This is a genomic window from Desulfovibrio desulfuricans DSM 642 (assembly GCF_000420465.1).
Lineage (GTDB): Bacteria > Desulfobacterota > Desulfovibrionia > Desulfovibrionales > Desulfovibrionaceae > Desulfovibrio > Desulfovibrio desulfuricans.
The window spans coordinates 45324-71064 of the sequence record NZ_ATUZ01000013.1; the positions used below are offsets into that span (position 1 = coordinate 45324).

5 protein-coding genes are annotated in these 25741 nt (G+C 60.0%); 4 read left to right on the forward strand and 1 reads right to left on the reverse strand.

Annotation, left to right across the window (positions count from 1 at the left end; translation table 11 throughout):
- The first annotated feature begins 206 nt into the window (after positions 1–206).
- The 4 genes from G449_RS16170 to G449_RS0105760 all read left to right on the forward strand — a co-directional run bounded on the left by G449_RS16170 (position 207) and on the right by G449_RS0105760 (position 24023).
- Positions 207–17003: a non-ribosomal peptide synthetase gene (locus G449_RS16170; protein ID WP_022658360.1), complete on the forward strand. Its 16797-nt coding sequence runs from the start codon at positions 207–209 to the stop codon at positions 17001–17003.
- On the forward strand, positions 17000–20533 hold the full coding sequence (locus G449_RS0105750; protein ID WP_081640478.1) for an alpha/beta fold hydrolase: 3534 nt from the start codon (positions 17000–17002) through the stop codon (positions 20531–20533). The genes G449_RS16170 and G449_RS0105750 overlap by 4 nt, the downstream gene beginning before the upstream one ends.
- A gap of 855 nt (positions 20534–21388) precedes the next feature.
- Entirely contained in the window at positions 21389–22294 is a 906-nt protein-coding gene (locus tag G449_RS16175) for an HDOD domain-containing protein (RefSeq protein WP_022658362.1), read from the forward strand.
- Between the two features lie 70 nt (positions 22295–22364).
- Complete coding sequence (locus G449_RS0105760) at positions 22365–24023, forward strand: EAL domain-containing protein (protein WP_022658363.1); 1659 nt, start codon at positions 22365–22367, stop codon at positions 24021–24023.
- 102 nt (positions 24024–24125) lie between these two features.
- Here the strand turns inward: G449_RS0105760 and G449_RS16180 are convergent, their stop codons facing one another.
- The gene (locus tag G449_RS16180; RefSeq protein ID WP_022658364.1) at positions 24126–25277 is read right to left on the reverse strand and encodes a cyclic di-GMP phosphodiesterase; all 1152 of its coding nucleotides are present in this window, start codon (positions 25275–25277) and stop codon (positions 24126–24128) included.
- Between the last annotated feature and the right edge of the window lie 464 nt (positions 25278–25741).

Here is a 25741-nt window from a genome sequence, read left to right on the forward strand (position 1 = left end):
TGTTGTTCAGACGTTTTGGGCGTGCCTGAATACCCGGATACAGAGTTATTGTTGAGGAAATGCATTCGATATCCGGTTTTTGTTCTGTTGGTGAATTTACGGCAAAAACTGTCCAAAGTATATGTAAAACTTGCTAATATACAGGCTGTAAGCTATTTTGCCCACCATGTTGCACTAAGCGCATTAAAGCCGCAGTGGGGGACGGAATGGCAAAGATTGTGCCTTTAACCGGTTGTCAAAAAGAACTGTGGCTCTCGGCAAAAGCGGCGTTGTCCGACTATGCCGAAACCTCCATCCGGGGCTGTTATCACATTGGCACCCTGCTCGATCCCGATCTGTTGCGCCAGGCCATCAAGCGTACCCTGCATTTCACGCCTCTGCCCGCCGCCTCTCTGTGCCAGGATGAAGCCGAGCCGTACTTTCTTGTGGGTGAGCCGCAGGAGCCTGATTTCAGGGTTCTGGACGTTGCTGCGCAAACGGACCCCGCCGCCGCTGCCGACCGCATGATCGACGAGTTTTTTGAAGAGCCGGTCGAAAATCCCCTTATGCGCTACGCCCTTGTCATCACTGGCGAGGCAAGCTGCATCGTTGCCATGAAGTGCTCGCACGTGGTGCTTGACGGGCTGGCGTTCTTTTTTCACATAGCTGTTATTGCGGACGTTTACACAGCCCTCGCGCGCGGAGAAACGCCAGACCTTGGCGAGCCGTGCTCCTGCGAAGAAGCCTACCTTGAAGATCAGGCGCACTGCGCCTCGCCGCGTTTTCAGAAAGACATGGCCTTTTGGCAGGAACACCTCTCCCGCCTGCCAGAAAAACGCCTGCTGCGCGCCCTGCCGGGGCGGCCCGATGTGCTTGGCGAGAGCCGCCACCAGAAGTTTGTGCTGTCAGAAAAAGCCTCGCGCGAAACGTCCGCGCTCATCGCCGCCCACAAGGTCAGCCCCGCGGTGTTTTTTACGGGCATCTACGCACTCATCGTGTCGTTCATGAGCGGAGAAAAGGACATTGTGGCTCTTGCCCCCGTGGCCTATGGGGAGCGCAAGGTACTGTACCGGCGGCAGGGGGCCATGATGTCGCTGCCGCCCCTGCTGGTAAACGTGGCCGCGCACGATACCTTTGCAGGGTTGCTGGAGGCCGTCAGCGCACAGAACGGCTCATTTTACCGTCATGTGCGCACGCCTTACCAACTGGCTGCCCGCCAGCTTGAAGGCAAAAATTTTGCCTTTCTGGCAGATACCTTTGTCAATTTTCTGCCCAATACACCTCCCGGCACGCCAGAATTCCCGATTGTCGAGGCGGAGCAGCGGCACAGCGCCAAGGAGCCTATCCTTTTCGGTACCCTGGTCATGCAGGAGCTGCGCTCGGGCTGCTTTTCGCTCACGGTGCGCAACAGCCGCAACCATCTGAGCAACAGGGATGTGGAGCGTTTTGTCGCCCGCGTTGAGAGCGTCGTGGCCCAGCTTGCCGCTGGCATTGAGCCGCCGCAGCTTGACTACCTGCTGGATGAAGAAAAGCGGGAGCTTGCGCAGTGGCGCAGCGGCCCTGCCAGAAAGTACGATATCCGTTCCCTGCCCGAACTGTTTGACGCGGCGGCGGATGCCTTTGCCGGGCGCGTTGCCGTCAGGGACGAATGGGGCAACGCCCTTTCGTACGCGCAGGTGCGCGAAAATTCTTTGCGCTGCGCCTCGTGGCTGGCCGGGCAGGGCGTTGGGCGGGGCGGCATTGTGGCTGTGGCGGCGCAGCGCACAGCCAATTTGCCCGAAGTTGTGCTGGGCATACAGCGGCTTGGCGCGGTCTATCTGCCCATAGATCCCAAGGCCGCACCCGACCGCATGGCCTATATTGTGGAAGACGCCGGGGCAGACATCACGCTTGATCTTGCCGATCTTGCCTACCGCCAAGCCCCCATAAGTCCCTTGCCGCAAGCACCTCTGGCCGGGGATGGAGCCTACCTGATCTATACCTCCGGCTCCACGGGCAAGCCCAAGGGCGTGCTGGCTCCGCACGGCGGCTTTGCCAACATGATTCAGGGGCAGGTCGAGCTTTTTGGCGTGCAGGCCGATGATCATGTGTTGCAGTTTGCGCCGCCCATTTTTGACGCCTCGCTGTCGGAAATGTTCATGGCTCTGCTGGCTGGGGCCGCCCTGTACCCGGTGAGCGACCAGTGCCGCAACGCGCCCTGGACGCTGCGGCAGTACATGATTGATAACGACATCACCGTTGTCACCCTCCCGCCCTCGTACCTCAATCTTTTTGAGGGAGAGCCGTTCCCCGGATTGCGTGTACTCATAACGGCGGGCGAGCCGCCGGTGGTGGGCGATGCCCTGCACTATGCCAAGGGCCTGCGTTATTTCAACGCTTATGGCCCAACGGAAACCTGCGTCTGCGCGACTATGAAGGAAGTTTCGCCCTTTGAGCCGCAACCCATCGGCGTGGGCAGGCCCATCCCCAACGTGACGCTTTCCATCCGCACTGCCGAGGGGCGCGAGTTGCCCGCAGGCATGGCGGGCGAGCTGTGGATAGGCGGGGCAAGCCTTGCCATCGGCTACCACAACAAGCCTGAAATGACGGAGCAACGTTTTATCCACATGCCGCAGGAAGGAAACGCCCGTTTTTACGCGTCCGGCGATCTGGCCTTGTGGTCGGACAGGGGCGAAATCCTTCTGCTGGGCCGCGCTGACGATCAGGTGAAGATCCGTGGCAACCGGGTGGAGCTGGCCGAAGTGGCCTGCCTGCTTGAAAGCTGCGAAAGCGTCAGTCAGGCGGCGGTGCAGGCCGTCAAGGATGCGGGCGGTCAGGCCAGCCTTGCGGCTTTTTTTGTGCTGCGGCCCGGCGCATCCATAGAATCGGTGGTTTCGTGGAGCAGAACAAACCTGCCCCCCTACATGGTGCCCTCGGCCTGGCATGTGCTGGAAGCCATGCCCCTTGCCCCCACAGGCAAGATAGACCGCAAGGCGCTGCAAAGCCTTGCACGGCGGGGCGATGCTCAGGGCGGCAGTGACCGTAAGCCCCATGCGGGGCTTCTGGAGATTTTTGAGCGCGTACTTGGCCGGGCCTATGATCCCGAAAAGAGCTTTTTTGCCCAGGGCGGCAACAGCCTTAACGCCATGTCGTTGCTGCATGCCATCCGCAAGACCTTCGACGTTGATATTTCCTTCCGCAGTTTTGTCAGCTGCGAAACGCTGTTTGATGTGGAAGCCCTGCTTGGCGGCGTTCGTGCGGAGTCGGCCCTTGCGGGCATTGAAAGCGCGCCGCTCAGCACCGGGCAGTTCCGCATCTGGGCGTACCAGCAGGTTAACGAAGGCTCCATCGACTACAACATGCCCCTTCTGCTCGAACTGCGGGGCGACAGAACTGCGGATTTTTTGGAAGGTCTGCGCAGGGCCGCCAACGCGCAGGAGCTTTTTCACTGCACAGTGGCGGGCGATATAGACAATCCCCATTTTGCGCGGGGCAAGGGCGAGGTCTACCTGTGCAGCGTGGCCATTGCCGATGCGCGCGAAGCAGCGGTATTTTTTGACCAGCAGATCCACACGCCTTTTGATCTGCGTGTGGAGCCTCCCGTGCGCCTTGTGGCCGCAGTTTTGCCGCAATGCGTTCAGGTGCTGGTGCTGGTGCACCATGTGGCGGGTGATGGCGAAACCCTTGAAATCCTGCTGCAAAATGCCTTGCGTTATTTGCGCGGCGAGCCGCCCGTGCGCGGCCTGCTGGCTGTGCAGGAGGCTTTTTGCCGCAGGCAGGCCGCCTATGCGGCATCGCCAGCCTGCGCCGATGATGCGGCCTACTGGCAGGCGGTGCTTACGCCGCCAGTACCCACGGTGAATCAGGCCGCAGGGGCCGCCAGTCGCAAGGGCGCCATGATCGGCGTTGATCTTGATGCGGAAACCGCGCAGGGATTTGAAATTCTGGCAAAAAATTCTGGCGCGAGCGTGCTGGCGTGCTTTGTGGCCTTGGCGGGGCGCGCGCTCTGCCGCCGTTTTGAAAGAAAGGAGCTGTTGCTGGGTGTGCCCATGGGCCTGCGCGAAACGCAGGACGAATTTTGCGCTGCCGGGTTCTACGTCAACACCGTCCCCCTGCGTGTGCGCCTTGACGGCCTTGAAGACAGCGCCGCCGTGGCCGATGCCGTCCGGCAGATGCGGCAGGCCATTGAACACAGCCGTTACTGCGCAACGAATATTGTGCCCGAATTTTTGGCAACGCATGCGCATTTTGAACCAGTGGGAGTTCCGGGGCTTGAACTGAACAGGCTGGAGCTGGAATTGCGGGCCAGCAAGCTCACAGCCAGTTTCACCCTTGTAACGGGCACGGCATCGCGCATTGTGCTGGAGTATGACGCGGGTTGCATTGCCGATGCCCCGGCCCTGCTGGATGATCTGGCGCAGAGCATGCGCCGCGCCTGCGAAGGCCTTGCCCGCCGCAATCCCCGGCAGGTACTGGCCGATGCATGGCGCGAGATCCTGCACCCCGCCAGCTCCGTGCAGGAAGAAAGCGACTTTTTCCGCGATGGCGGCGATTCCATCAAGGCTATCCAGATAACGGGCATTCTGCGCCGCAGCGGCATAACCGCCTTGAGCGCGCCGGATTTTTTGCGCAAGCCCCGTTTTGGCGATCTCTGCACCCTGCTGGAAAGCGCCGTCAGCGGCCCTTGTGCGCCGCAGGCAATGGATTACACGCCTGTTGTCCCTGGCGAGCAGGTTCCCCTGCTGCCTTTTGCCCGCTATTTCCTGGGTGCGCATCCCAGCCACTGGCAGCAGTTTTTCATGCTGCTGCCACTGGAAATTCGCGCGGACGTGCCAACGGCAACCATTGAAGCATGGCTGCAAACCCTGCCGGAATATCACGAATCCCTGCGCATGGCCTTTGTGCCGGATCATGCCGTGCTGCTGGCCGAACCGCAAAAAATAGCCCTGCACTGCCGCGATTTCGCCGATGCTGTGGAGCAGACAAGCCTGCTGCGCGAAGCTGTAGCGGAGATCACGGCGGGCCTTGATGCGGCATGCGGCAAAACTCTGGGGGCCATGCTGGCCCGGCAGGGCGAGAGGCGCTTCTTGCTGCTGGTGGGGCATCACCTTGCGCTGGACGCGCTCTCGCTTGAAACCCTGCGGCAGGGCTTGCTCCATTACTGCCGCACCGGTATTGCCCCGCATGAAGTGCACGGCCTTGCCTTGCGCGCCCGCGAGGTTGAGCGGCTGCGCGCTGCCGGGGCATTCCCGTCTGCGGAACAGCGCGTTTTGTGGCGGGCTGCCTGCGCAGAACCATGCGAACCCTTGCGCGCCCTTTTGCCGCAAGGTAGGGGCCGGGACAGGGCCGTCAGCCGCGCCCGTCTGTCCGCGCAGCTTGAGGGCTTTCGGCTGGAATACAGCACCGATGCCAAGGCCGATCTGCTAGCCGCGCTTGCCTGCGCCCTGCACGCCCAAGGGCAGAAGGAGGCGGTGCGCGTAACGCTTGAAAGCCACGGGCGCGATGAACTTTTGCCCGGATTTGACGCCAGCCGCAGCCTTGGCTGGTTTACGGCAGTTTGCCCCATGCCTCTTGAGCCAGCCCTGAACTGCGCGCAGGCCCGCGAAGCCCTTGGCCCGTGGCTGGCCCAGCATTTCAGCCCTGAAAACTGCAATGCCTATGGGTACCTGCGGCAGGAAAACCCTGCTGAATTTGGCTATGCGGCGCAGATTGCCTTTAACTATCTGGGGCGCGTGACGGGCCTGCCAGACGAAGAGGCCTCCCTGATGATTTCGGCTCTGGCGCCGGGGCTTGTTCCCGAGCTTGTCCACACCGACATGGAGGCGGACGCCCCGCTGGAACTTTCGGTCTTTTTTGACCAACAGGGCATCCTGCACCTCGGGGCGTGGTTCAGCCCGCAGTGTCTGCCGCAGGATTGGGTTTTCGGCTTGCTCCAGAGCTGGCTTGCCGCCCTGAAAACCCTGCCCGCCTATCTGCCGCAGCAGACCCTGGATGCCATTTTTGCCGCCTGCGGCTGCCATGCGGACGATGTGGAGCGCACCGCGCAGCCGGATGCCGGCCATGCGCCCTTGCTATATCAGTCTCTGCTTGCGCAATCAGGGGTTTACACCCAGCAGGTGGAATTTCATTTTCGCGGCCCGGTGGATATTTTTGCGCTCATGTGCGCGTGGGAAGCGCTCACCGCGCGGCACGAAAGCCTGCGTTCCCTCTTTCCCATGCCGGTGGAGGGCGAATTTTACCGCGTGGTGTTGCGCAAGGGCCGCACCAGCCTTGAGTTCCACGACTTCTCCCACTTGCCGGAAGCTGAGGCCGAGGCAGAAGCACAGGCCCTGCTGCGCGCGGAACGGCAGCGCGGCTTTGACGTGCAGCGCGGCCCTCTGCTGCGGGCGCGGTTTTTCCGCCGGGGTGCAGACCGCGTGGTCATGAGCTGGTGCTTCCACCATCTGCTTATGGACGGCTGGTGCATGGGTGTGCTGCTGCGGGAGCTTTTTGCCCTGGCCGGGGCCAAGGGCGGGCCAGAAAACAGCCGTTTGCCGGAGCCTTTCCCGCTGGAGGCCTATTCCCGCTGGCGCGCGCAGTTTGATGAACGTGCGGCGCGGGCATACTGGGCCGGATTGTTGCAGGATTTCAGCGGGCCGACCGGGGTTGAGCTGGCCCAACCGGCTCCCCGCGCTGCCGCCTCCGGGGAATTTGGCGAACCGCAGACAGTGGAACTGGAACTGGACGCCGCCCGAAGCGCCAGCCTGCAAGAACTGGCAAAAACAGAGGCGGTGACGCTCTCCGCCCTTGTTCAGGCCCTGTGGGCCATTGTGCTCGGCAATGTCAACAATGGCTGCCGCGATGTGGTCTTTGGCGTGGTCACTTCCGGTCGTCCGGCGGAGCTGGCGGGCATTGAGTCCGCCGTGGGGCTGTTCATCCAGACCTTGCCGCTGCGGGCGCGCTGGACAGCCAGCGACTCCCTCGGTGCGCTGCTGGCCCATGTGAAGGAGCAGAATCTGCAACAGATGCGCTATGGCTATGTGCCCCTGGCGACAATGGGCAGAAATCTGCTCGACCACCTGATGGTCTTTGAAAATTATCCTGTCGATACGTGTTTTGATCACAACCGTGTTGAACTGTGCGACATGCGCGGTTTTGAAAAGCTGCCTTACGCCCTGGGCATTTCGGTTATTCCCGGCGTGAATTTGCGTTTTCGCTTTTTATATGATCCCGAGCGCTTGCCCGAAGAGAGGGCGCTTGGCCTGCGCAATGGGCTGCATGCCGTGCTTGCGGCAGCGGCCTCAGGGGCCAGGCGTACCTGCCTTGCGCTGGAAGAAGCGGCGAACAATGCTGGGGCGGGCGCAGAAAGGCCCGTCGGAGAGCAGGACGGAGCAGAGCGGTGCGGGGCAGAAAATGCGCCCGATAACGCTGCCGCCGCAGCCGTGCAAGCCCAGGCCCCGCAGGGGCCGGATGTGGCGGCACTGGCGGAAACCGTGCGCGCTGCCTATGCCGCCGTGCTTGGTTGCCCTGTGGATTCTGTGGATGCGGATTTTTTCCAGCTTGGCGGTCACAGCCTGATAGCCATGAGTTTGCTCTCGCAGTTGAGCAAGAGCCTCTCTGTGGCTGTGGGCATCGAGGATGTGATGGGCTATCCCAGCCCGCGCGCCCTTGCCGCCCGCATTGGCAGTCTGGCAAAGCCGGATGCTGTTATTCCGCGAGTGGAAGGGCTTGCAGCCTACCCCCTGTCGCCAGCCCAGCAGCGCATCTGGTTTCTGCAAAAGCTGCATGAGGGTGGTCAGGTTTATGTGATTCCCTTTGCGGCCCGGTTGCGCGGCCTCGTGGATGCCGTGGCCCTGCAAAAGGCTCTTACCCTGCTTGAGGAAAGGCACGACGCCCTGCGCCTGCGCGTGGCGCTGGATGCGCCGGAGCAAAGACTTGCCCCTGCTGGCGGCCTGCGGCTTGAATGCTACGACACTCCCCTTACCGATGCCGCCTATCTGGGCATGAGCCTGCCTCTGGGGCCGGAAAGGCCCTTGGTGCGCGTGGCCCTGTTCCGGCAGGAGGACGGCAGCCATGCGTTGTTGTTCTGCTTCCATCACATCATTTTTGACGGCTGGTCGGCGGAAGTTATCACCCGCGAACTCAACGAAGCCTACGGCGCTGTGCTGCAAGGCAGCGTGCCGCAGTGGCGGCCCCTGGAGCTGGATTTTGCAAGCTACGCCCTGTGGGAATCGCAGCGGGAGGCGGAAGGGCTTGAGCAGATATGCAGCGACCTCGCTCCCTTGCCGGAGCGTCTGCGCCTGCCGCTGGATTACCCCCGCCCGGCGGTGCAGCGTTTTGAAGGGGCCGTGCAGAGTTTTGATATGGGCCTTGAGCGCAGTCACGCCCTCAAAGACTGGGCCTTGCGGGCCGGGGTAACGGTATTTCCCGTGCTGCTTGCGCTGGTGGATGCCTTTTTGCTCCGCCATACCGGGCAGGACGACATTATTGTGGGCTGCCCTGCGGCAAACAGGGAGCATGAGCAGGTTCAGGGAGTTGTGGGCCTCTTTGTCAACACCCTCGCAGTGCGGGCGCGCATGAACGCGCAAGGCGGCTTTGCCGAGCTGGCAGGCACGGTGGATGCCGCCTTCAGAAAATCATTGTCCGCGCAGAACTGCCCCTTTGAAAAAGTTATCGAAGCCGTGGGGGTGGAGAGAAATGCCGCGCGCAATCCCGTGTTTGACGTATTTGCCGCGCTGGAAGACGCAAGCTGGAACAATTTTGGCCGCGCGCCCCTGTGCATGGAACCTCTGCCCCTGCCGCACCAGTGCAGCAAGTTTGACCTGAGTTTTTACTTCAAGGAGCGGGCGGACGGCGGTTATACGGTGGATGTGGAATACTGCACCGAGCTTTTCAGCCCGCAGACAGTCCGCCGCATGACCGAGCGCCTGCTGACCCTTGCGGACGCCGCGCTGACTGACGATGCAAAACCCCTGGCCGAACTGGATATCCTGCCAGCGCAGGAGCGTGCAGAACTCGCCAGCTTTAACGATACGGCAGAACCGCTGGATATCGCCGCCGACATGGACAGCCGTTTTCGCGCTCAGGCTGCCCGCACCCCCCATGCCCCGGCAGTGCTGGACGCCGCAGGTACGGCTGTTTCCTACGCGCAGTTCAACGCGCAGGTCGATGCCGTGTGCGCGTGGCTGCAAGGGCATGGCGTGGAGCGCGGTCAGTATGTGTGCGTGTGCTTTGACCGCTCGCCCGCAATGATGGCCTGCATTTTTGCCGTGTTGCGGCTTGGGGCCGTCTATGTACCGCTTGCCGCCACCTTGCCCGCCGAGCGCATGCGGTCTGTGTTTGAAGACCTCGGGCAGTGCGCGGTGCTGTGCGAGGCGCGCTTTGTGGAAGCCTTCTGCCAGAATGGGCAGTACGGGCAGCGCGTACTCTCGCCTGATTTTGAGGCGCTGACCGCTGGCGCGCAGGTGCCCGGCGGTGTTCCTCATTATGAAGCGGAACCGCTGCCGCCGGATTCCCCGGCCTACGTGATCTTTACTTCCGGTTCCACCGGGCAGCCCAAGGGCGTGCCTATCGAACACGCCAGCGTTGCCAACCGTCTGTTGTGGATGCAGCCGCGCTTTCCCATTGGGCAGGGCGATGTGGTGTTGCAAAAAACCACTATCACCTTTGACGTGTCGGTGTGGGAACTGTTCTGGTGGTCGTGGCAGGGCGCGGGCATTGCCCTGCTGGAACCGAATGCGGAGAAAAATCCTGCTCTCATTGTACAGGCCATAGAGGCCCGCCGGGTCACGGTGCTGCACTTTGTGCCGTCCATGCTGCGGGCTTTTCTGGATCATCTGGAGGCGCACCCCGGCGATGTGCGCAGGCTGCGGTCATTACGCTATGTGTTCACCAGCGGCGAGGCATTGCCCCGAGAACTTGTGGCGCGGTGGAATGCCCTGACGCATGCGGAGCAGTTGCAGGTGGAACTGCACAATCTCTACGGCCCCACCGAGGCCACCGTGGACGTGTCGTGGCAGCCCTGCCTGCATACGCCGCCCCATGCGGTGCCCATTGGCCGCCCGGTCAGCAATACCCGGCTGTACGTGCTGGATGCCTGCAAGCACCCGGTGCCGCTGGGCGTAACGGGTGAAATTTATATCTCGGGCATACAGGTTGCCAGAGGTTATCTGAACAGGCCCGAACTCACGGCCCAGCGTTTTATGGATGATCCTTTTGCCCCCGGCAGCCGCATGTACCGCACGGGCGATCTGGGGCGCTGGCTGGCTGATGGCGGCATTGAATACCTCGGGCGCAACGATGATCAGGTGAAAATTCGCGGTTACCGCATTGAGCTTGGCGAGGTCGAGGCGGCGCTTGGGCGTTGCCGGGGCGTGTCGCAGGCAGTGGTGCGGATGGGGCGCATTGGCGAATACGCGGCGCTTGAGGCCTTTTTGCTGCCGCAGGGCGGCGCACGACTTGATCTGGCGGGCATCCGCGCGGAGCTTGCGGCCCTGCTGCCCAACTACATGTGTCCGGCGCGCTTTTTTGTGGTGCAAGATATCCCGCTGAGTCCTTCGGGCAAGGCCGACCGCAAGCGGTTGCAGGGCCAGCCTCTGCTGGCGGGTGGAGAAAAGGGTGCCGTCCCCGGTGCGCATGGCCCGATTGTATTGCAGTCTGACGGGCAAGCTGGCCCTCAGTCTGGTCTGGAACCCGGCATGTCTCCCGCACTGATCGAGGCCGTGCGCGAAGTGTGGCGGCAGGTCATGCCAGAGGTGCAGGCCGGGCCTGATCTGGGATTTTTTGACGCGGGCGGCAATTCGCTCCTGCTGGTGCGGCTGCACACCCTGCTGGACAAGCAGTGGCCGGGAGTATTCACGTTGGCGGGGCTTTTTTCAGAAAGCACCATCCGCGCACAGGCAGCCTTTATTGCGCGGACGCAGCAGGTTGGCAGCACGGTTGCAGCCTGCCGCGCAACCACAGCGCCCATAGCCATTATCGGTATGGCCGTGCGCCTTGGCGACTATGCCGATGTGCAGAGCTTCTGGCGCGATCTTGCCAGAGGCGCGGACATGAATATTCCCATGCCCGGAAAACGGCGCGGTGAAACGCGGCAGATATTTGATGCCGTGGGCCTTGCCTTTGATGATGCCCGCCTGCGCGAGGCGGCCTATCTTTCGGATATTTCATCATTTGATTACCGGCGGTTCGGGCTTTCGCCCAACGATGCCAGCCTGCTTGACCCGGCCCAGCGTGTGTTTCTTGAAACAGCCCTGCGGGCTCTGGACGATGCGGGCTACGGCGGCAGCGCCCTGGAAAACGCCGATGTGGGCGTTTTTGTGGGGGCAAGCCCTGTGCGCCTGTTCCAGACTGCCGTAACGCGGGCCTTTCCCGATCAGGCGGAGCAGACCTACCTGCTCAATGTGCCTTCCAATGTGCTGGCCCGCCTGAGCTATATGAAAAACTGGCACGGCCCTGCGGCCAGCGTTGATACGGCCTGCTCGTCTGTGCTGGCGGCCCTGCATCAGGCCTGCCGCAGCCTGCACGAGGGCGAGTGCGCCGTGGCCCTTGTGGGCGGCGCGCATGTTATTGATCTGCCTGTAAAGGCCGATGCGGCCTTTGCCATCGAGTCTGTCTCTGGCCGTACAAGAACCTTTGACGCCGGGGCCGAAGGCGTTGGCGCGGGCGAAGGGGCGGCTGTATTTTTGCTCAAGCCGCTGGATGCCGCACTGCGCGATCACGACGCCATACATGCGGTGATCCCCGGCAGCGCCGTCAATCAGGACGGCAAGTCCTCCAGCATGGCCGCCCCTAATCCCGAGGCGCAGGCCGAGGTCATTGACCGCGCTGCACGGAATGCGGGCGTCTCGCTGGCAGACATACAGTTTTTTGAGGCCCACGGCACGGCGACGGTTCTGGGCGACCCCGTGGAAATCGAAGGCCTGCGCAGGGCCTTTGCCCGGCAGGGCGCGCGGCGGGGGCAAAAGGCGCTAATCGGTTCGGTCAAGGGCAATCTGGGGCATCTGGATGCCGCCGCTGGCGCTGCCGGCCTTGCCAAGGCCGTGCTCTGTCTTGAAAACGGGCTTGTGCCGCCGCAGCCGCATTTTGAGAGGCCCAATCCCCATATTGATTTTGAGGCCGCGCCCGTGCGCGTGGCGCAAATGCTTGAGCCGCTGCCCCCGCAGGAGCGGCCCTGGCGCTGCGGCGTCAGTTCCTTTGGCCTCAGCGGCGTGAACACCCATGTGATTGTGGCGGAGCATCAGGCGGGGCCCTTGCCGCAGGACGATGGGCACTGGCAGTGCGTGGTGTTTTCCGCCCCGGACGAAACATTGTTGCAGGGCTACGCCCGGGCGGTCGCGGCGGCCGTGGCGCGCAACGAGGCCTGGCCCCTGCATGCTGTTGCCGCCACCCTCATGACCGGGCGGGATGCCCTGCCTGTGCGCGCGGCCTGTGTGGCGCGTTCCCGGCAGGAACTGCTTGAACAGCTGGGCGCAGGGGTTACGGGCGTTGCCGTGGGCAATGCGGCACGCCATGACAGCCGGGACAGCATGGAAAATCCGCTCCCCGTCGCATTCTTTGCCTCGCGGGAAGCGGCGCAGGCAGCCGCCAGCGCCTATCTTGCCGGGGCAAGTATTGCGTGGCCCGCAGAAAAGCCCGTCTACAGGGTGCATCTGCCCGCAGCCCCCCTCGCAGCCGCTACGCTGTGGCCGCGTTTTGCCGCGCACTTTCTTTCCGAGCCTGTCATGACTCCTGCCGGAAAGGCCTTTGCCCTTGCCGTGGACAGGCCGGATTTCTGGCCTGCGGCGGAGCACAGGCTTGAAGGTACTCCCTTGCTGGTGGGCATGAGCCTGCTGGATTGTCTGGGATGGATTGGCGGAGCCGCCCCTCTGAGCCTGCACGACCTGCGCTGGCGCAAGCCCGTAACTTGCGGCCCCGGCTGCCGCGCCGTGCTGCTGACGCAGGAGCAGGGCGATGCCCTTGCCGTGGAACTGCACCACTTTGAGCCTGCCGTCCACAAGACTGGCGAGGCTTCTACTAAAGGACAGGCCACCGGCGCATGGAGCGTGGCCGCCAGCGGCCTTGTGCGCGGCGGGATTGCCCGCCCTGCGGCGTTGAATCTGCCCACTTTGCGCGAAAGCCTGCGCGAAATTGCGCAGCAAGATACGCCGGAAGGTTCGCCGCTCATGGTCAGCGGGCGCTGGCAGTGCCGCAAGGCGCTCTGGGTGGCGGAGGACGGTAATACCCTACTGGCAGAGCTGTGCCTGCCCGAGGCCTATCGGGCGGATTTCAATACCTTTCGCTGGCATCCGGCCATGATGGACATTGCCGCAAGCCTTGCCCTGCGGGGCGTTTACGGTTTTGTGCCCGCTGGCTGCCGCATGGTGCGGCTCCACAGCCCCCTGACAGCGCAGGCCTTTGCGCTGGTGCGTATCACTGACCGTCAGCAGGGCATGATCGTGGCCGACTGCACAGTGACGGACACCTCGGGCCAGATTGTTGCGGAGCTTGAAGGAATGACCTTTATGGCCCTTCGCAAGGGACAGGCCGCTGGCAAACCCGGTCCGGATACGCCGCAGATTCATCCTTTGCATCGTGACCAGCCGCAGCCGGAACTGTACGCCATTGGATGGAAAAAGGCCGATCTGGAAGGTTGTGTTGTCGGGCCGCAAAACATCATGCTGCTTGGCGGGCAGGGTAGCATTCTGGGTGAGGCCCTTGAGCCGCTTGCCCACGCGCGCCGTCCCTTGCCCTTGCAGGCGGATGAAATCCTCGCTCTGGCGCGTGAAATTCTTGCTGGCCCCACAGATCATCTGCTCTGGCTGCCCCCCTTTGAGTCTGGCGCGCAAAACGACACATGGCCGCTCTGCGCCCTGCTGCAAGAGGTTTGCAGCGGCGGGCTGCGCCGCCCCCTGCGCGTCACCGTTGTGGGCAGCGGGGCCTTTGTGCCGGGCTGTTCCGTTCATGAACCGCAACAGGAGTCTTTGCCGCAGGGCGCGTTATACATGGGGCCGCTGCTCTGCCTGCCGTGGGAAGAGCCCAGGATTTCCTGCGCCTATGTGGAGCTTGAGGCGCAGAACGCAGCTTCGGTAGCGGCCCTTGCGGCCAGCCTCGGCTTGGTTGACGGGCCGTATGTGGCGGCTTGCGATGGGGCTGTGCGTGTGCGTGAGCTGGTCAAGCTGCCGTCAGCGCCTGCCTCTGCTGCCACGCCTGTCATCACAAAGGACGGTTGCGTGGTGATTACCGGCGGTCTTGGGGGCATGGGCCAGACGCTGGCGCGCCAGATTTATGAGCGCCACGGCGCGCACGTGGTTTTGCTGCACAGAAGCAGCCAGTTGCCGCCCCATGCGCTGGAGGGCGTGCCCTTTGCCGACTTCCGCTGCGACGTCGCGGATGCCGCGCAGGTTGGAGAGGTTTTTGCAAAAATCCGGCGCGAGGTCGGCCCTGTGCAGGGCGTCATTCATACGGCTGGCGTGGCTGGCAGGGGCTATCTGCTGACCAGCGACAGGCAGGGATACGAATCCGTGCTGGCCCCCAAGGTGGCTGGCGCCTGGAACCTGCACAAGGCAACCCTTGGCGATGATCTGGCCTTCTTTGTGCTGGCTTCATCGCGCACTGCCCTTGTGGGTGCGCCGGGGCAGAGCGATTACACCGCCGCCAATGCCTATCTGAACGCCTTTGCCCGATATCGCCGTAGCCTTGGGCTGCCCGCGCTTTCCATTAACTGGAACACATGGTCGGGCGTGGGCATGGCCGCCCGCGAGGGGCTTGGCAACGGGCCGGAGGCCGCAACCATGCTTGCGCCGCAGCAGGCCCTTGCTGTGCTTGAGGCCGCGCTTGCCAGCGGCGAGGAACTTGTGGCTGTGGGCATGACGGACGAAAACGCAGCGGATTTTGCCCTTAACGGTCTGCCCGGGAGCGAGTTGACCGGCAGCATGTTGGGCAGCGCGTCAATCAGCGGTGGAGCGGCGCAGGGCAATGCCCCGAAGGCGCATCCCCGCATCGATGCCGACCTTATTGATGGGGCAGCTCTGCTTGAGATTATCCGCGATTGTCTTGGCTATGACAGGCCGCTGACCAGAGAGGACGACTTTTTTGATCTGGGCGGCGATTCCATTGCCGCCACGCGTATTGTGAACCGGCTGGACAAGGAGGCGGGGCTTGCCCTCGCGGTGGCGGATCTGCTGGAAAGCGACACCCTCGGCGATATCATCGACTGCGCCCTTGCCTCGCGCAAGCCAGCGCAGCCGCTGCAAAAAGCCAAGGAAACAACGCCAGTTCTGGATAAGTACCCCGTGGGCAACGAGCAGCTTGCCATCCTGTATGCCGATATGGTCAGCGAGGGCGATCTGGGATTCAACCTGCCAGCATTTCTTGTGATGCCGCCCGATGCGGATGCGGCGCGGCTTGAAAAGGCCCTTGTCCAGCTTGTGGAGCGGCACGAGGCGCTGCGCACGAGCTTTTGCGATTTTGAGGCCGAGCGTCCGGCCATGATTATTCACCCCTTTACGGGATTTACCCTTGAAGAAAGGCGCATCCCCGATCTTGCGCACAAGGATGCTGTTATCCGGCCCTTTAACCTGCGGAACGAAACGGGCTTTCGCGCCTGCCTGCTTGTGACCGATGCGGGTGAAAAGGTGTTGTTCCTCGATGTGCACCACGCCCTTGGGGACGGCAGAACCATGTCGCTGCTGAATGTGGAGCTGTACCGCCTGTATCATGGCCAGGAGCTTGCGCCTGTGACTGCGCAGATGAAGGATATCGCCTGGCAACAGGTCACGCATCCCGATGCCGAAGCCGCAGCCTACTGGCAGAATATTTACAAGGGCGAATTGCCCCGGTTGGACCTGCCCGCATCGCATCCCCGCCCCCGGGTGCATACGGGCAGGGGCGGCACGTATGAATTTGACCTTGCACCGGAGCTTGTACAGGCCATCAAGGGCCTGGCCCGCAGGGAAGGGCTGACCAACTATCAGGTTTCGCTCTGCGCCTGGAGCCTGCTTGCTCAGGCCTACACCGGCTCGCAGGATATTGTGGTCGCTGTTTCGATGGACGGGCGGGGCGAACATCTCAACACGGCGGGCATGCTGGCCTCCGTGCTGCCGCTGCGTTTCAGCGTTGACCCCGACCAGCCGCTTTCCGCCCTGCTGCGCACCACGCGGCAGGTCAGCAACGAGGGAATGCGTCACCGGGCGTACATCCTTAACAGCCTGCTGGCCGACCTCAGGCAGACTGCATGGCCGGACAGATCGCCCCTCTCGGAGATCATTCTCTCGTACATGAACTTTGAATTTGCCGCCGAAGGGCAGGGCCTGTTTGAATCCCTGCGGTTCAGCAAATTCTCCAGCAAGACGGATATTTCCATCTTTGTGAGCGATATTGGCGAGAGCATAAGCATTGCCCTTGAATACTACGCAGGCCTGTTCAGCGAGGCCGATGTACTGCGCATGGCCCGCGATTATGTGCGCATGCTTGAACTCATGACCTCCGCGCCTGCGGATGCGCCGCTGCGCTTTACGCCTACTGACCTGCCGTGCGCCGCTGGCGGTGCGGTCAGCCTTGAAACGTGCGAGGCCTTGGCCCCGGCAGCCGTGCGGCAAGGCATTGAGGCCGTGGCGGCGGGCAAGGGGGCATCTGCCGAGGCTGTGTTGCTGGCGGTGTTTGCCGTGCTGATGGGCAAGGTGACCCAGCAGGAGCAATTTGTGGTCGAAGTGTCGCCAGAGCGCACCATCAGGTTCAGCATTGACGACAATATGGAGTTTGATGAACTGCTGGCCTGCACGCAAAAGGGGCTGACGGAAAAGGCCGATGTGGGAGATGCTGACCACGGGGATTCTGCCCTTGCTGATACTGACATGCCCGCCATGCAAAGCGGCCTGCGCTTGGGCTTTGCATTTGCGCGGGGGGGCGTCCCCACACCCGATGCGCAAGAGGGGGGTTGCGGTCTGTTCTGCTCGGTTCGGGAACAGGAGGAAGGTCTGGCCCTGCATTTTGCGTACGATCCGCAGCAGCTTGGGGCGGAAACCGCTCAGGACTGGCTGGCCTATTACGGGAATTTTCTTGAAGGCATAATTGAAGGGGCGGCATGATGAAGTTATCGGATTTTTCCTTTGCTGCTCCTGCAAAAGAGTCTGCAAGGCCTGAATCTGCCAGTATTTTCGGCTCCGGCCCGCAAACAGCGGGTGCCACGCAGGCAGGGCAGGAGTTTGCCAGCCTTGAGCACCTGTTCCGCAGCATTGCTGACGCAAGGCCAGAAGCCCAAGCCCTGACCGGGGGCGGCCCTGGGCTGAGCTTCAGGGAGCTGGATGTTCTTTCGGAGTGCATTGCCCGTTTCATCCGTGCACAGGGTTATGGACACGAGCCCGTGGTGGGCGTGCTGTGCGCGCGCGGCGCGGTGTACCTGGCTGCGGCCCTTGGCGTTATGCGGGCCGGGGCAGTGTATCTGCCCCTGGAGCGCGAGCAGCCGCAAAGCCGCAAAGAGGCCATGCTGCGGCCTGCAAGCCTGATTATTGCCGACAGCGCATGCCTGCGCGAGGCCGAGTATTTTCACTACAGAAATCCTGGCATCCGGCACGTGCTCTGCCTTGATGCGCAGGACTATGACGATGCCGCCGAAAAAGGCACAGGCCTTGTAAGCACGGAATACTGGGAGCAGGTGGCACAGGCGGGCAGCGACATGGGCTGGAAGAGCGATTTTGACGCCGCCCCCTGCCCGCAAAGTGAGCTCGCGGTCATGGCTGCTGCCGTGCTTGAGAAATGCGGGCTGGCTAGCAAAGCTGAGGCTCACAGTGCAAAGTCGTTTGCGGCTGGCCGCAAGGTGCTGGATGTGGGCAGCGGGTCTGGCTGCGTGGCGCAGGCGCTTGCCGGAGCCGCGCAGGAATATGCGGCTGTGGATATGGCCCGCAATGAACTCAGCCGCCTTGCCAGTTTTGACGCTGCCGCCAGGGTGACGCCGTATCGTATGGAGGCGGCGGACATACATTTTCTTGAAGGCCAAACCTTTGACGTGGTGGTCATGAACGGCGTGGTGGAAAATTTCCCCGGCTACAATTATCTGCGCAGGGTGCTGAATCACGCCGTGCAGCTGCTCACGCCAGAAGGTCTGGTTTTTGTGGGTGCTGTGCGCGATCTGGATTGCCGCGATGATCTGCGGGCTGCCTTGCAGGCCCATGCCCTTGCCACCGGCAATCAAACTGGCCTGCTGCGGCTTGATGCCTCTGCCGAGCTGTTTGTTCCCCGCCAGTTTTTTACGGAGTGGGCGGCGCGCTGCCCTGTGCCGGTGGAAGTGACGTTCTCTCCCTGCGTTCTGGGGCAAAACCATGAGCAAAGCCGTGGAGATGGCGGCGAACAGCACGGGGCGCAGTCCTTCCGCTATGATGTGGCCATCCGCCATGGCGGCAGTCGTCCTCAGGTTCCGGTTTCGCGGTTCGGGGCGCAGCATCTGCCGCCTGCGGGCGGGCAAGCCCTGCCTCCATGCGATCCCGCCCAGGCTGCCTATATCGTGTATACCAGCGGTTCAACAGGCACTCCCAAGGGGGTGGTGGTAGAGCACCGCAACCTCATGCATATTTTGCGCGCCCTGCGCCCCTATGCGGCGGGTTGCGAGAGGGTGGGGCTGGTTGCGCCCCTGTCGTTTGACGCCTCGGTGCAGCAGTTGGCGGTGTCGGTCTTCAGCGGCAAGAGCCTGCACGTGCTGTCGGACGAAGAACGCAAGAACCCCTCGCTTTTTTGCGCCTGCGCGCGTGAGCGCGGGCTTGACCTGTGCGACATGACGCCCGCGTTTTTCAATGTGCTTACAGACTGGCTTGCCGAGCAGCGTCAGCCCTTGCCTCTCAAGGCGCTGCTGCTGGCGGGCGAAGTGCTGCGGCCCGATGTGATCCGCAAATTTTACGCCATCCCCGGCAACGAGGGTGTGGTGCTGTTCAATGTGTACGGCCCTACGGAATGCACGGTGGACAGTAGCGCCTTTCGCATAGATGCGGGTAATCATCAGGATTTTACCGCCTATCCCATTGGCAGACCGCTTGAAGGCGTGCGCATCTGCGCGATGGACAAAAATTGCCGGGAACTGCCAGATTCCGTTACTGGCGAACTGTGGATTTTTGGCGATGGCGTGTCGCGCGGCTACCTGAACAACGCCAGCCCCGGCGCGTTTGTGGAAAAAGACGGCCAGCCCTGCTATCGCACGGGTGACAACGGTTATGTGCAGAACGGCCTTGTTTTTTACCGTGGGCGCGAAGACCAGCAGGTGAAGATACGCGGCAACCGCGTGGAGCTTGGCGAGGTGGAAAAGGCCGTGACGGGCTTTCCCGGCGTGCGTCAGGTGGCCGTGGTGGCGGATACCTTCCGCGCCGGGGAGGAAAAAACCCTCGCCGCCTATGTGGTGGGCAATGTGGATATGGCCGTGCTGCGCGGGTATCTTGAGCAACACCTGCCGCCGTACTGCGTGCCCGCCTATTTTGTTTCCATGATGGAACTGCCGCTATCGCTCAATCGCAAGATAGACAAAAAGGCTTTGCCGTCACCCCTGGGCGGGGTGGAAATTCAGCGTGGGCGCATGCCTGCCGGGCCGGTGGAAGAAAAACTGGCCGGGATATGGAAGCGCCTGCTGGGCGTTGATATTACCGATGCCGACGCTGGTTTCTTCAGTCTGGGCGGTCACAGCATTCTTTCCATCAGGCTTATTGCCATGATCGAAAATGAAATGGGCGTGCATGTGGCTGTGAACGAGCTGGTCACGCATTCAAGCATCGCGCAGCTCGCGGCTCTGCTGGCCGGAAAGACCGAAAAGCGCGAAAGCCCTGTTATCCAGCTGCAACACTGCGAGGGCGGCAAGAACCTTGTTCTGTTTCATCCTGTTGGCGGCAGCGTGTTTTGCTACAGCGACCTCGCTCGCCTGCTTGGCGGAAAATATACGGTCTACGCTGTTGAAGCGGCAGGCTTCAGCCGAAGGCGCACGTCGCTTACCACAGAGCTGCACACTGTTGAAAGTCTGTCGGAGTATTATCTGGACGAAATGCTCAAGGTCGAGAGCCGCGATATCATCTGGGGCGGCTGGAGTTTCGGCGGTCTGCTGGCCTATGAATGCTCCCGGCGGTATGCGGCACTGGGCAACCGCAGCGAGCCTGTCATCATTCTTGATACCGTGGCCGACAATACCCGCGCAAAGCAGATGGCGGCCAAGGATGACATTGAACTGTTGCAGCTCATTTTGCAGGAAGGCATGGCCTTTGACCCCGTAAAGCTGCGCGCCATGCCGCGCGAGCGGCAACTGGGCTACCTTGTGGAATGCGGAGAGAAAAGCGGATTGTTACCTGCCGGGTTCAGCGCCGTGCAGATGGATAACCTGCTGCTGACCTATCGCGGCAATACCCTGGCGGCTGCGCGCTATGAGCGGCCAAGCCCTTCAGACTGCAAGCTGTTGCTGGTGCGCGCGCTGGATTTTGCAAGCAACCCGCAGATAATAATGAATGATGATTATCAGGGGTGGGGCCGTTTTTTGAAAAAAGAAAACATCTCGCTGCGCTGGGCGCAAGGCACCCACGAAACCATGCTTTCTGCTGGCCTTGCCGCAAACGTGGCCCTGCTCATTTTGGAATATCTTGAAAATGAAAAATAGCCGGAAATATTTTCTATAAAAAGTCTAGATATCGGCTTAGAGTATTTCTTAACAATGTTGTAAAACTGTTGTCGGCAAAAAATGAGAGTTATTTCTATTTAGGGAAGGCGTGATACCAGCTCTGCAGATAGCTTTTGCACGGTATTTGCTGCCATAAAGGCTTTTTCTGGTTCTGTAAGATTTTTTTTATTTTCCCCCTAAAGTTTTTGCTTGAATTTTATGTGCCGGAATGAAACAGTCGTCCTTACGCTTGCAAGGCTGTTTTTTTCCGGCATTTTTTTATTTTGTCGCCCGCATGTTTTGCCGGCGTGTGGCAGCTTGCTGAAGCTGCCCCTTGAGAGCCGAATACTTGTTGAGGCAACAGCCCGTCAGGCAAGCAGAAGTATGCCGATGTGTTTTGTGCATACCTGTTTTGATAAGTGCGCATTTGGTACTTGCCTTGCTGGTACACACGCAGTGTTGAAGTGGTTGCTGTATATATTCGCACGTAATTGTAATCATTTGTTCTTGCGTAACAGTATATATGTAATCGTTTTGCATGCGTTGCGGTATTTATTTTTTATTTTGCAGCGATGTTGCTATTTTTGTTCAGTTCTTTTGTCTGATCGTTGCTGGATATGGTGCGAGGGTGTGTGGTCTCGTGTTGATACCTTCTTGTTCCCAATAAATAAATATCTACTTTTGTATCAGGCTGTGCCGATTTTACGGCCAATTTGGTATTAGTTATCAAGAATTGCGCGCTATTGTCTTTGGCCTGACTTTTCGTATATGACAGGCTTTGGGTTCAGGCATCTGCCTGGGCAAGTTGTGTTACCGTGCGCAGGGGCAGTGCAAACCCTAGCTCAGGATTTTGCCATGCAATCTCAAAAAGAGTCCAGGCTGTTTTTGCAAAAGCTTTTGCAAAATCCGCCGGCACTGCCGTTTGAACCCAAGCTGCTCCCCCTGCTGTTTGCGGTTACCCAGGAAGGCTCCAATGCCTCGGTGCGATCGGTCGTTGCACTGATTGAAAAAAGCCCCCGGCTCGCAACGCGTGTGCTCACAGTGGCCAATTCGGCTGCGTATGGGCTTGAATTCAAGGTTTCTACCTTGCAAAGAGCCATCAGCATCATGGGCCTGCGCGAAGTGCGCCTGCTTGTGCTCATGGTGGGCATGTCGTCGTTTATACGCGAGGCCCAGCTTCCCAAAAGTTTTGATACTGCGGCGTTCTGGAAACACCTGCTTTGTGTGGCAACCATTGCCCGAACCCTGGCGGATCTGCTTGGCGGCGATAACGGCGTATGCGGGCCTTGCGCCTGCGCTGGCGAGCGCCTGGTCATGGTGCCGGACGAGGCATATATAGCTGGCTTGCTGCACGATGTGGGCAAGATTTTTTTTGCTGCCGCACGGCCAGACCTCTGGGAAAAGACGGCAGAAATGGAACAGGCCGAAAATTGCGGCAGTTCCGAGGCTGAAACCGCGCAGCTTGGCATGGATCACGGGCTTATCGGCGCGGCAGTGATGCATCAGTGGAAGCTGCCACTGGTGCTTACCGAACCCATAAACCTGCACCATTCGCCCGAACTTGCCACAACGTATAAAATGGAGGCGCGTCTGCTTTCTGCGGCCAACGCCCTGGCGCATTGCAGCCACGATGCGCCCACGCTGAGGAGCAAGGCGGGAGAACACCTGCCCGAGGGGTGCGATCTTGATGCCGTGAGCGCGGCTGTGCTTGAAAGTATGGTCAGAATACAGGAAGCCGGTTTTGCTGAGCTTGATGCATAGCCCGTGCGTGGGCCTGATGCCGCATCTGTTTTTTTCAACTTTTCTTGAGGCTCACACTTGAGGCGCGCACATGGATATTGAAACCGGCCTTGATAATCTGCTGCACGGGCAATTTGACGCTGCGCTGGCCGAATTTGAAGGCTGCGGGCAGCAGCCCACAGCAGAGAAACTGTGCGAGCTTACGCGGGCCTGCGCGGATCTTTCTGTCTACGCGGCGGCACTGGCAGAGGGGGATCTGTCTGTCCGCCCGCCCAAATCCTGCCGTCACTTTTCCACGCACCTTGAAAGCCTGCACGCCAAGCTCAAACGCCTGGCGCGGCAACTGCTCATATTCAGCGCGGGCTACCCCATGCCTGCGGTTGACGATATGGGCGACCTCTCTGACGGGCTGACCTTTCTTATCAATCAGGCGCAGACCTGCAAAAAACAGGTCGAGCACGACCAGAATCACGATGTGGAAACCGGCCTCATGAACCGCCGGGCCTTTGTTCGCGGCGTGCGCGAAGCCTTGCAGATGCAGCCCGGAAAATTTGGCGTGCTGCTTTCGTGCGGTCTGGACAATCTCAAGTATGTTAATGAGTCACATGGTTATGATGGGGGCGATCTGTACATAAGCAAGGTGGTTGAAGCCTTGCAGATGTGCGAAAATGACGCCGTGCTGCTGGCCCGCACGGCAGGCAGCGAATTTGCAGTGTTTGCCCACGGTTTTGATAATGAAGAAAGCGCCTTGCGCTTTGCGCAGGATAACCGCAAAACCCTGCTGAACACCACCATTGAACTGCCCAATGAAGTTGTGCGCATACGCGCCTCGCTCGGGGTGGCCGTGTATCCCAGCGATGCCATGACCGGCGATGTGCTCATGAATTATGCCAGCCACGCCATGTTTGAAGTGCAGAACTTCAATCGCGGCACGCTCATGCGGTTCAATCCCGAAGTTTACCGGGCCAAGGCCAATATCTTGAGCCGTCAGGAACGCCTGGACGAATTGCTTGAAGGCCAGCTGATCCGCTTTGCCTTTCAGCCCATTGTGAGCCTGAAAGATGGCGCTATTTACGGCTATGAGGCGCTCATGCGCTCCACGACGCCGCATTTTGCCTCGCCGCTTGATGTGCTGCAACTGGCAGAGGCGCAGTCAAAACTGCCTCAGCTGGAGCATCTGACGTTCAGGATGATTTTTGACTGGATGGGCAAGAACCTCCCTTCGCTCGGCGCCAGAAAGATATTTTTCAACGCCATTTCCGCCCAGTATCTGGATGCCCGGGAGCTGCGCAACATGCACCCGCGCTATGAAGACATAAGCCGCAACATGGTGTTTGAAATCATAGAAACCGCCAGCAGCGAGGAGGGCCTTGCCCAAAAGGTGCGCCAGTTGCGCAAGGAGCTAGCGGCCTTTATCGCCATTGACGATTTTGGCTGCGCCCACTCAAATGCGCTGCGGCTTTTGAATATTTCGCCCGAGATTCTCAAGATCGACAGTTTTTTTATCCGCGCCATCCACAAGGCCCCGGCATCCAAGAGGGAATTTCTTTCAAATATTCTTGTATATTGCCGCTCAAAGGGCATCCTCACTGTGGCCGAGGGTGTGGAAACCCATGAGGAACTCGCCAGCGTTGTTGCTCTGGGTTTTGATCTTGCTCAGGGCTTTTATCTGGCAAGGCCTGAATTTGCCCTGCAAGAGCTTGCACCAAGCCAGATTGAAGAAATCACCGCGCTCAAGCGCACAGTCTGATTCTGTTCTTTTCTTTTTCCTCCTTCTTTTTTCTCTTTTCCATCTTCCGTTTCCTCCCTGCTCAGCCTGCAAGCTGACTGCCTTCATCCGCTCTCATTCCGCTCATTCCGTTATGCCCAAAAGGCGTGGGATATCCCAATTTTCCGTCTCATCGAATGAAAGCGCCCGGCTCACGCAAATCTTGTTTTCCGCCGACAGGTCAAGCCTGTCTTCCATATAGGCTACGCCTCTGGATTTTCTGACAATGATCACCGTTGGCTGGGTTGGAAAATTGGGGTCGCAGCTGCTTATGAGGCCCATGCGCCCGTCTGAAAGTTTAACCGCCGTTCCTAGCGGGAAGACCCCCACCATTCTTATGAAAGAATCCGCAAAACCGCGCGGCCATGCCGTTCCGTTCATTTTGTACATGATTGCCAGCGCATGGCTGGGGCAAAGGGCCGCTTTGTATACGCGCCTGGATGAAAGTGCGTCATACACATCGCAGATAGAGATGATACGCCCAAAAAGGCCGATGGCTGAGCCCTTGAGCCCGTAGGGATACCCGAGGCCATCGTGCATTTCGTGGTGCTGGGCTGTGCCCTCCAGAATTTCTGGTGCGATATTGGGTATCTTGCGCAAGGCGTCATAGCCGAGCAGCACATGCAAGCGCATGACGGCAAATTCAGGAGGGGAAAGTGTGCGCGGCGCGTTGAGGATTTCTCTCGGCACGAGCGCCTTGCCGTAATCATGAAACAGCCCGGCCATGCCGGCAAGTTGCTGCTGCTGATCCGTGAGGCCCAGATGCCGGGCAAAGGCAACGGCGAAAATGGCCACGTTGACGCTGTGCCTGTACGTGTATTCGTCACGCCCTTTCAGGTTGGCAAGGGTCAGCATGGCGTTGGCATTACGCTTGAGGGCAAGGATGATGGACTTAACGCAGGGTTCCGCCCCTGCAATGGCGGCGCTGCCGCACTCGCCGGAAGTCATGGCGGCTTTTACATGAGCGTAGGCGGCAGCGTGCGCTCTTCGTGCCTGCGCAAGGTGGCATGAAAAAACGCGTGGTAGAGCGCAGCCTAGTTCGTAGGCGGGAATGGCGCGCTCCGGATCGTGAATTACCTCGGTAAAGCCCTGCTGGATGATTCCGTCAACCTCGGCCTGATCGGCCACAAGACCCTCGCGCATGTAGAGCAGCGGGGCATTGATCCAGGAAATGCCCGGATTGAGCACGTACATTCCCGGCTTCAGGTTTGCTATAGGTATCCGTTCCGCAGGCATGCTGGTGGATCCTTTGGCAGGTATTTGCGTTGATTTTCACTACAATAATATAACACTTCAAAATTTTAGGAGTAAAGGGATAAAACGCGCCGTTTTTGCAACTAACTGATTGGATTGTTCAAAATTTCTTTTTGCGTCAGATCTCAATTTGATCGGTAGCTCTGCATCAATGTGAAATTAATATCTTATCACTCTCGTATAAAAAATATGATTTCCAATATGCTGAAATTATAAATAAAAAAAATTGAGTATGCACTCAAGTTATAAAAACTACAATTAAATTAAGGTTTAAAGAAAGTGTGTGAAAACAGGAACCTGGCTGGAAATTAAAAAAAAACTGTGCTAGCGACAATGCTTCCTAATTATCTAATCAGACAAGATTGGTACAGTTACGGTGGCTTTGAAACGTTTGCAGCGGCACATCTGAAGCCCCTTTTTTCACTTCGGGCTGTTTTTGGGATTGG

Excerpts from the sequence above, each read along its gene's own strand:
- G449_RS16170 (WP_022658360.1), top strand. The coding sequence starts at position 207 with ATGGCAAAGATTGTGCCTTTAACCGGTTGTCAAAAAGAACTGTGGCTC.
- G449_RS0105750 (WP_081640478.1), top strand. The coding sequence starts at position 17,000 with ATGATGAAGTTATCGGATTTTTCCTTTGCTGCTCCTGCAAAAGAGTCT.
- G449_RS16175 (WP_022658362.1), top strand. The coding sequence starts at position 21,389 with ATGCAATCTCAAAAAGAGTCCAGGCTGTTTTTGCAAAAGCTTTTGCAA.
- G449_RS0105760 (WP_022658363.1), top strand. The coding sequence starts at position 22,365 with ATGGATATTGAAACCGGCCTTGATAATCTGCTGCACGGGCAATTTGAC.
- G449_RS16180 (WP_022658364.1), bottom strand. The coding sequence starts at position 25,277 with ATGCCTGCGGAACGGATACCTATAGCAAACCTGAAGCCGGGAATGTAC.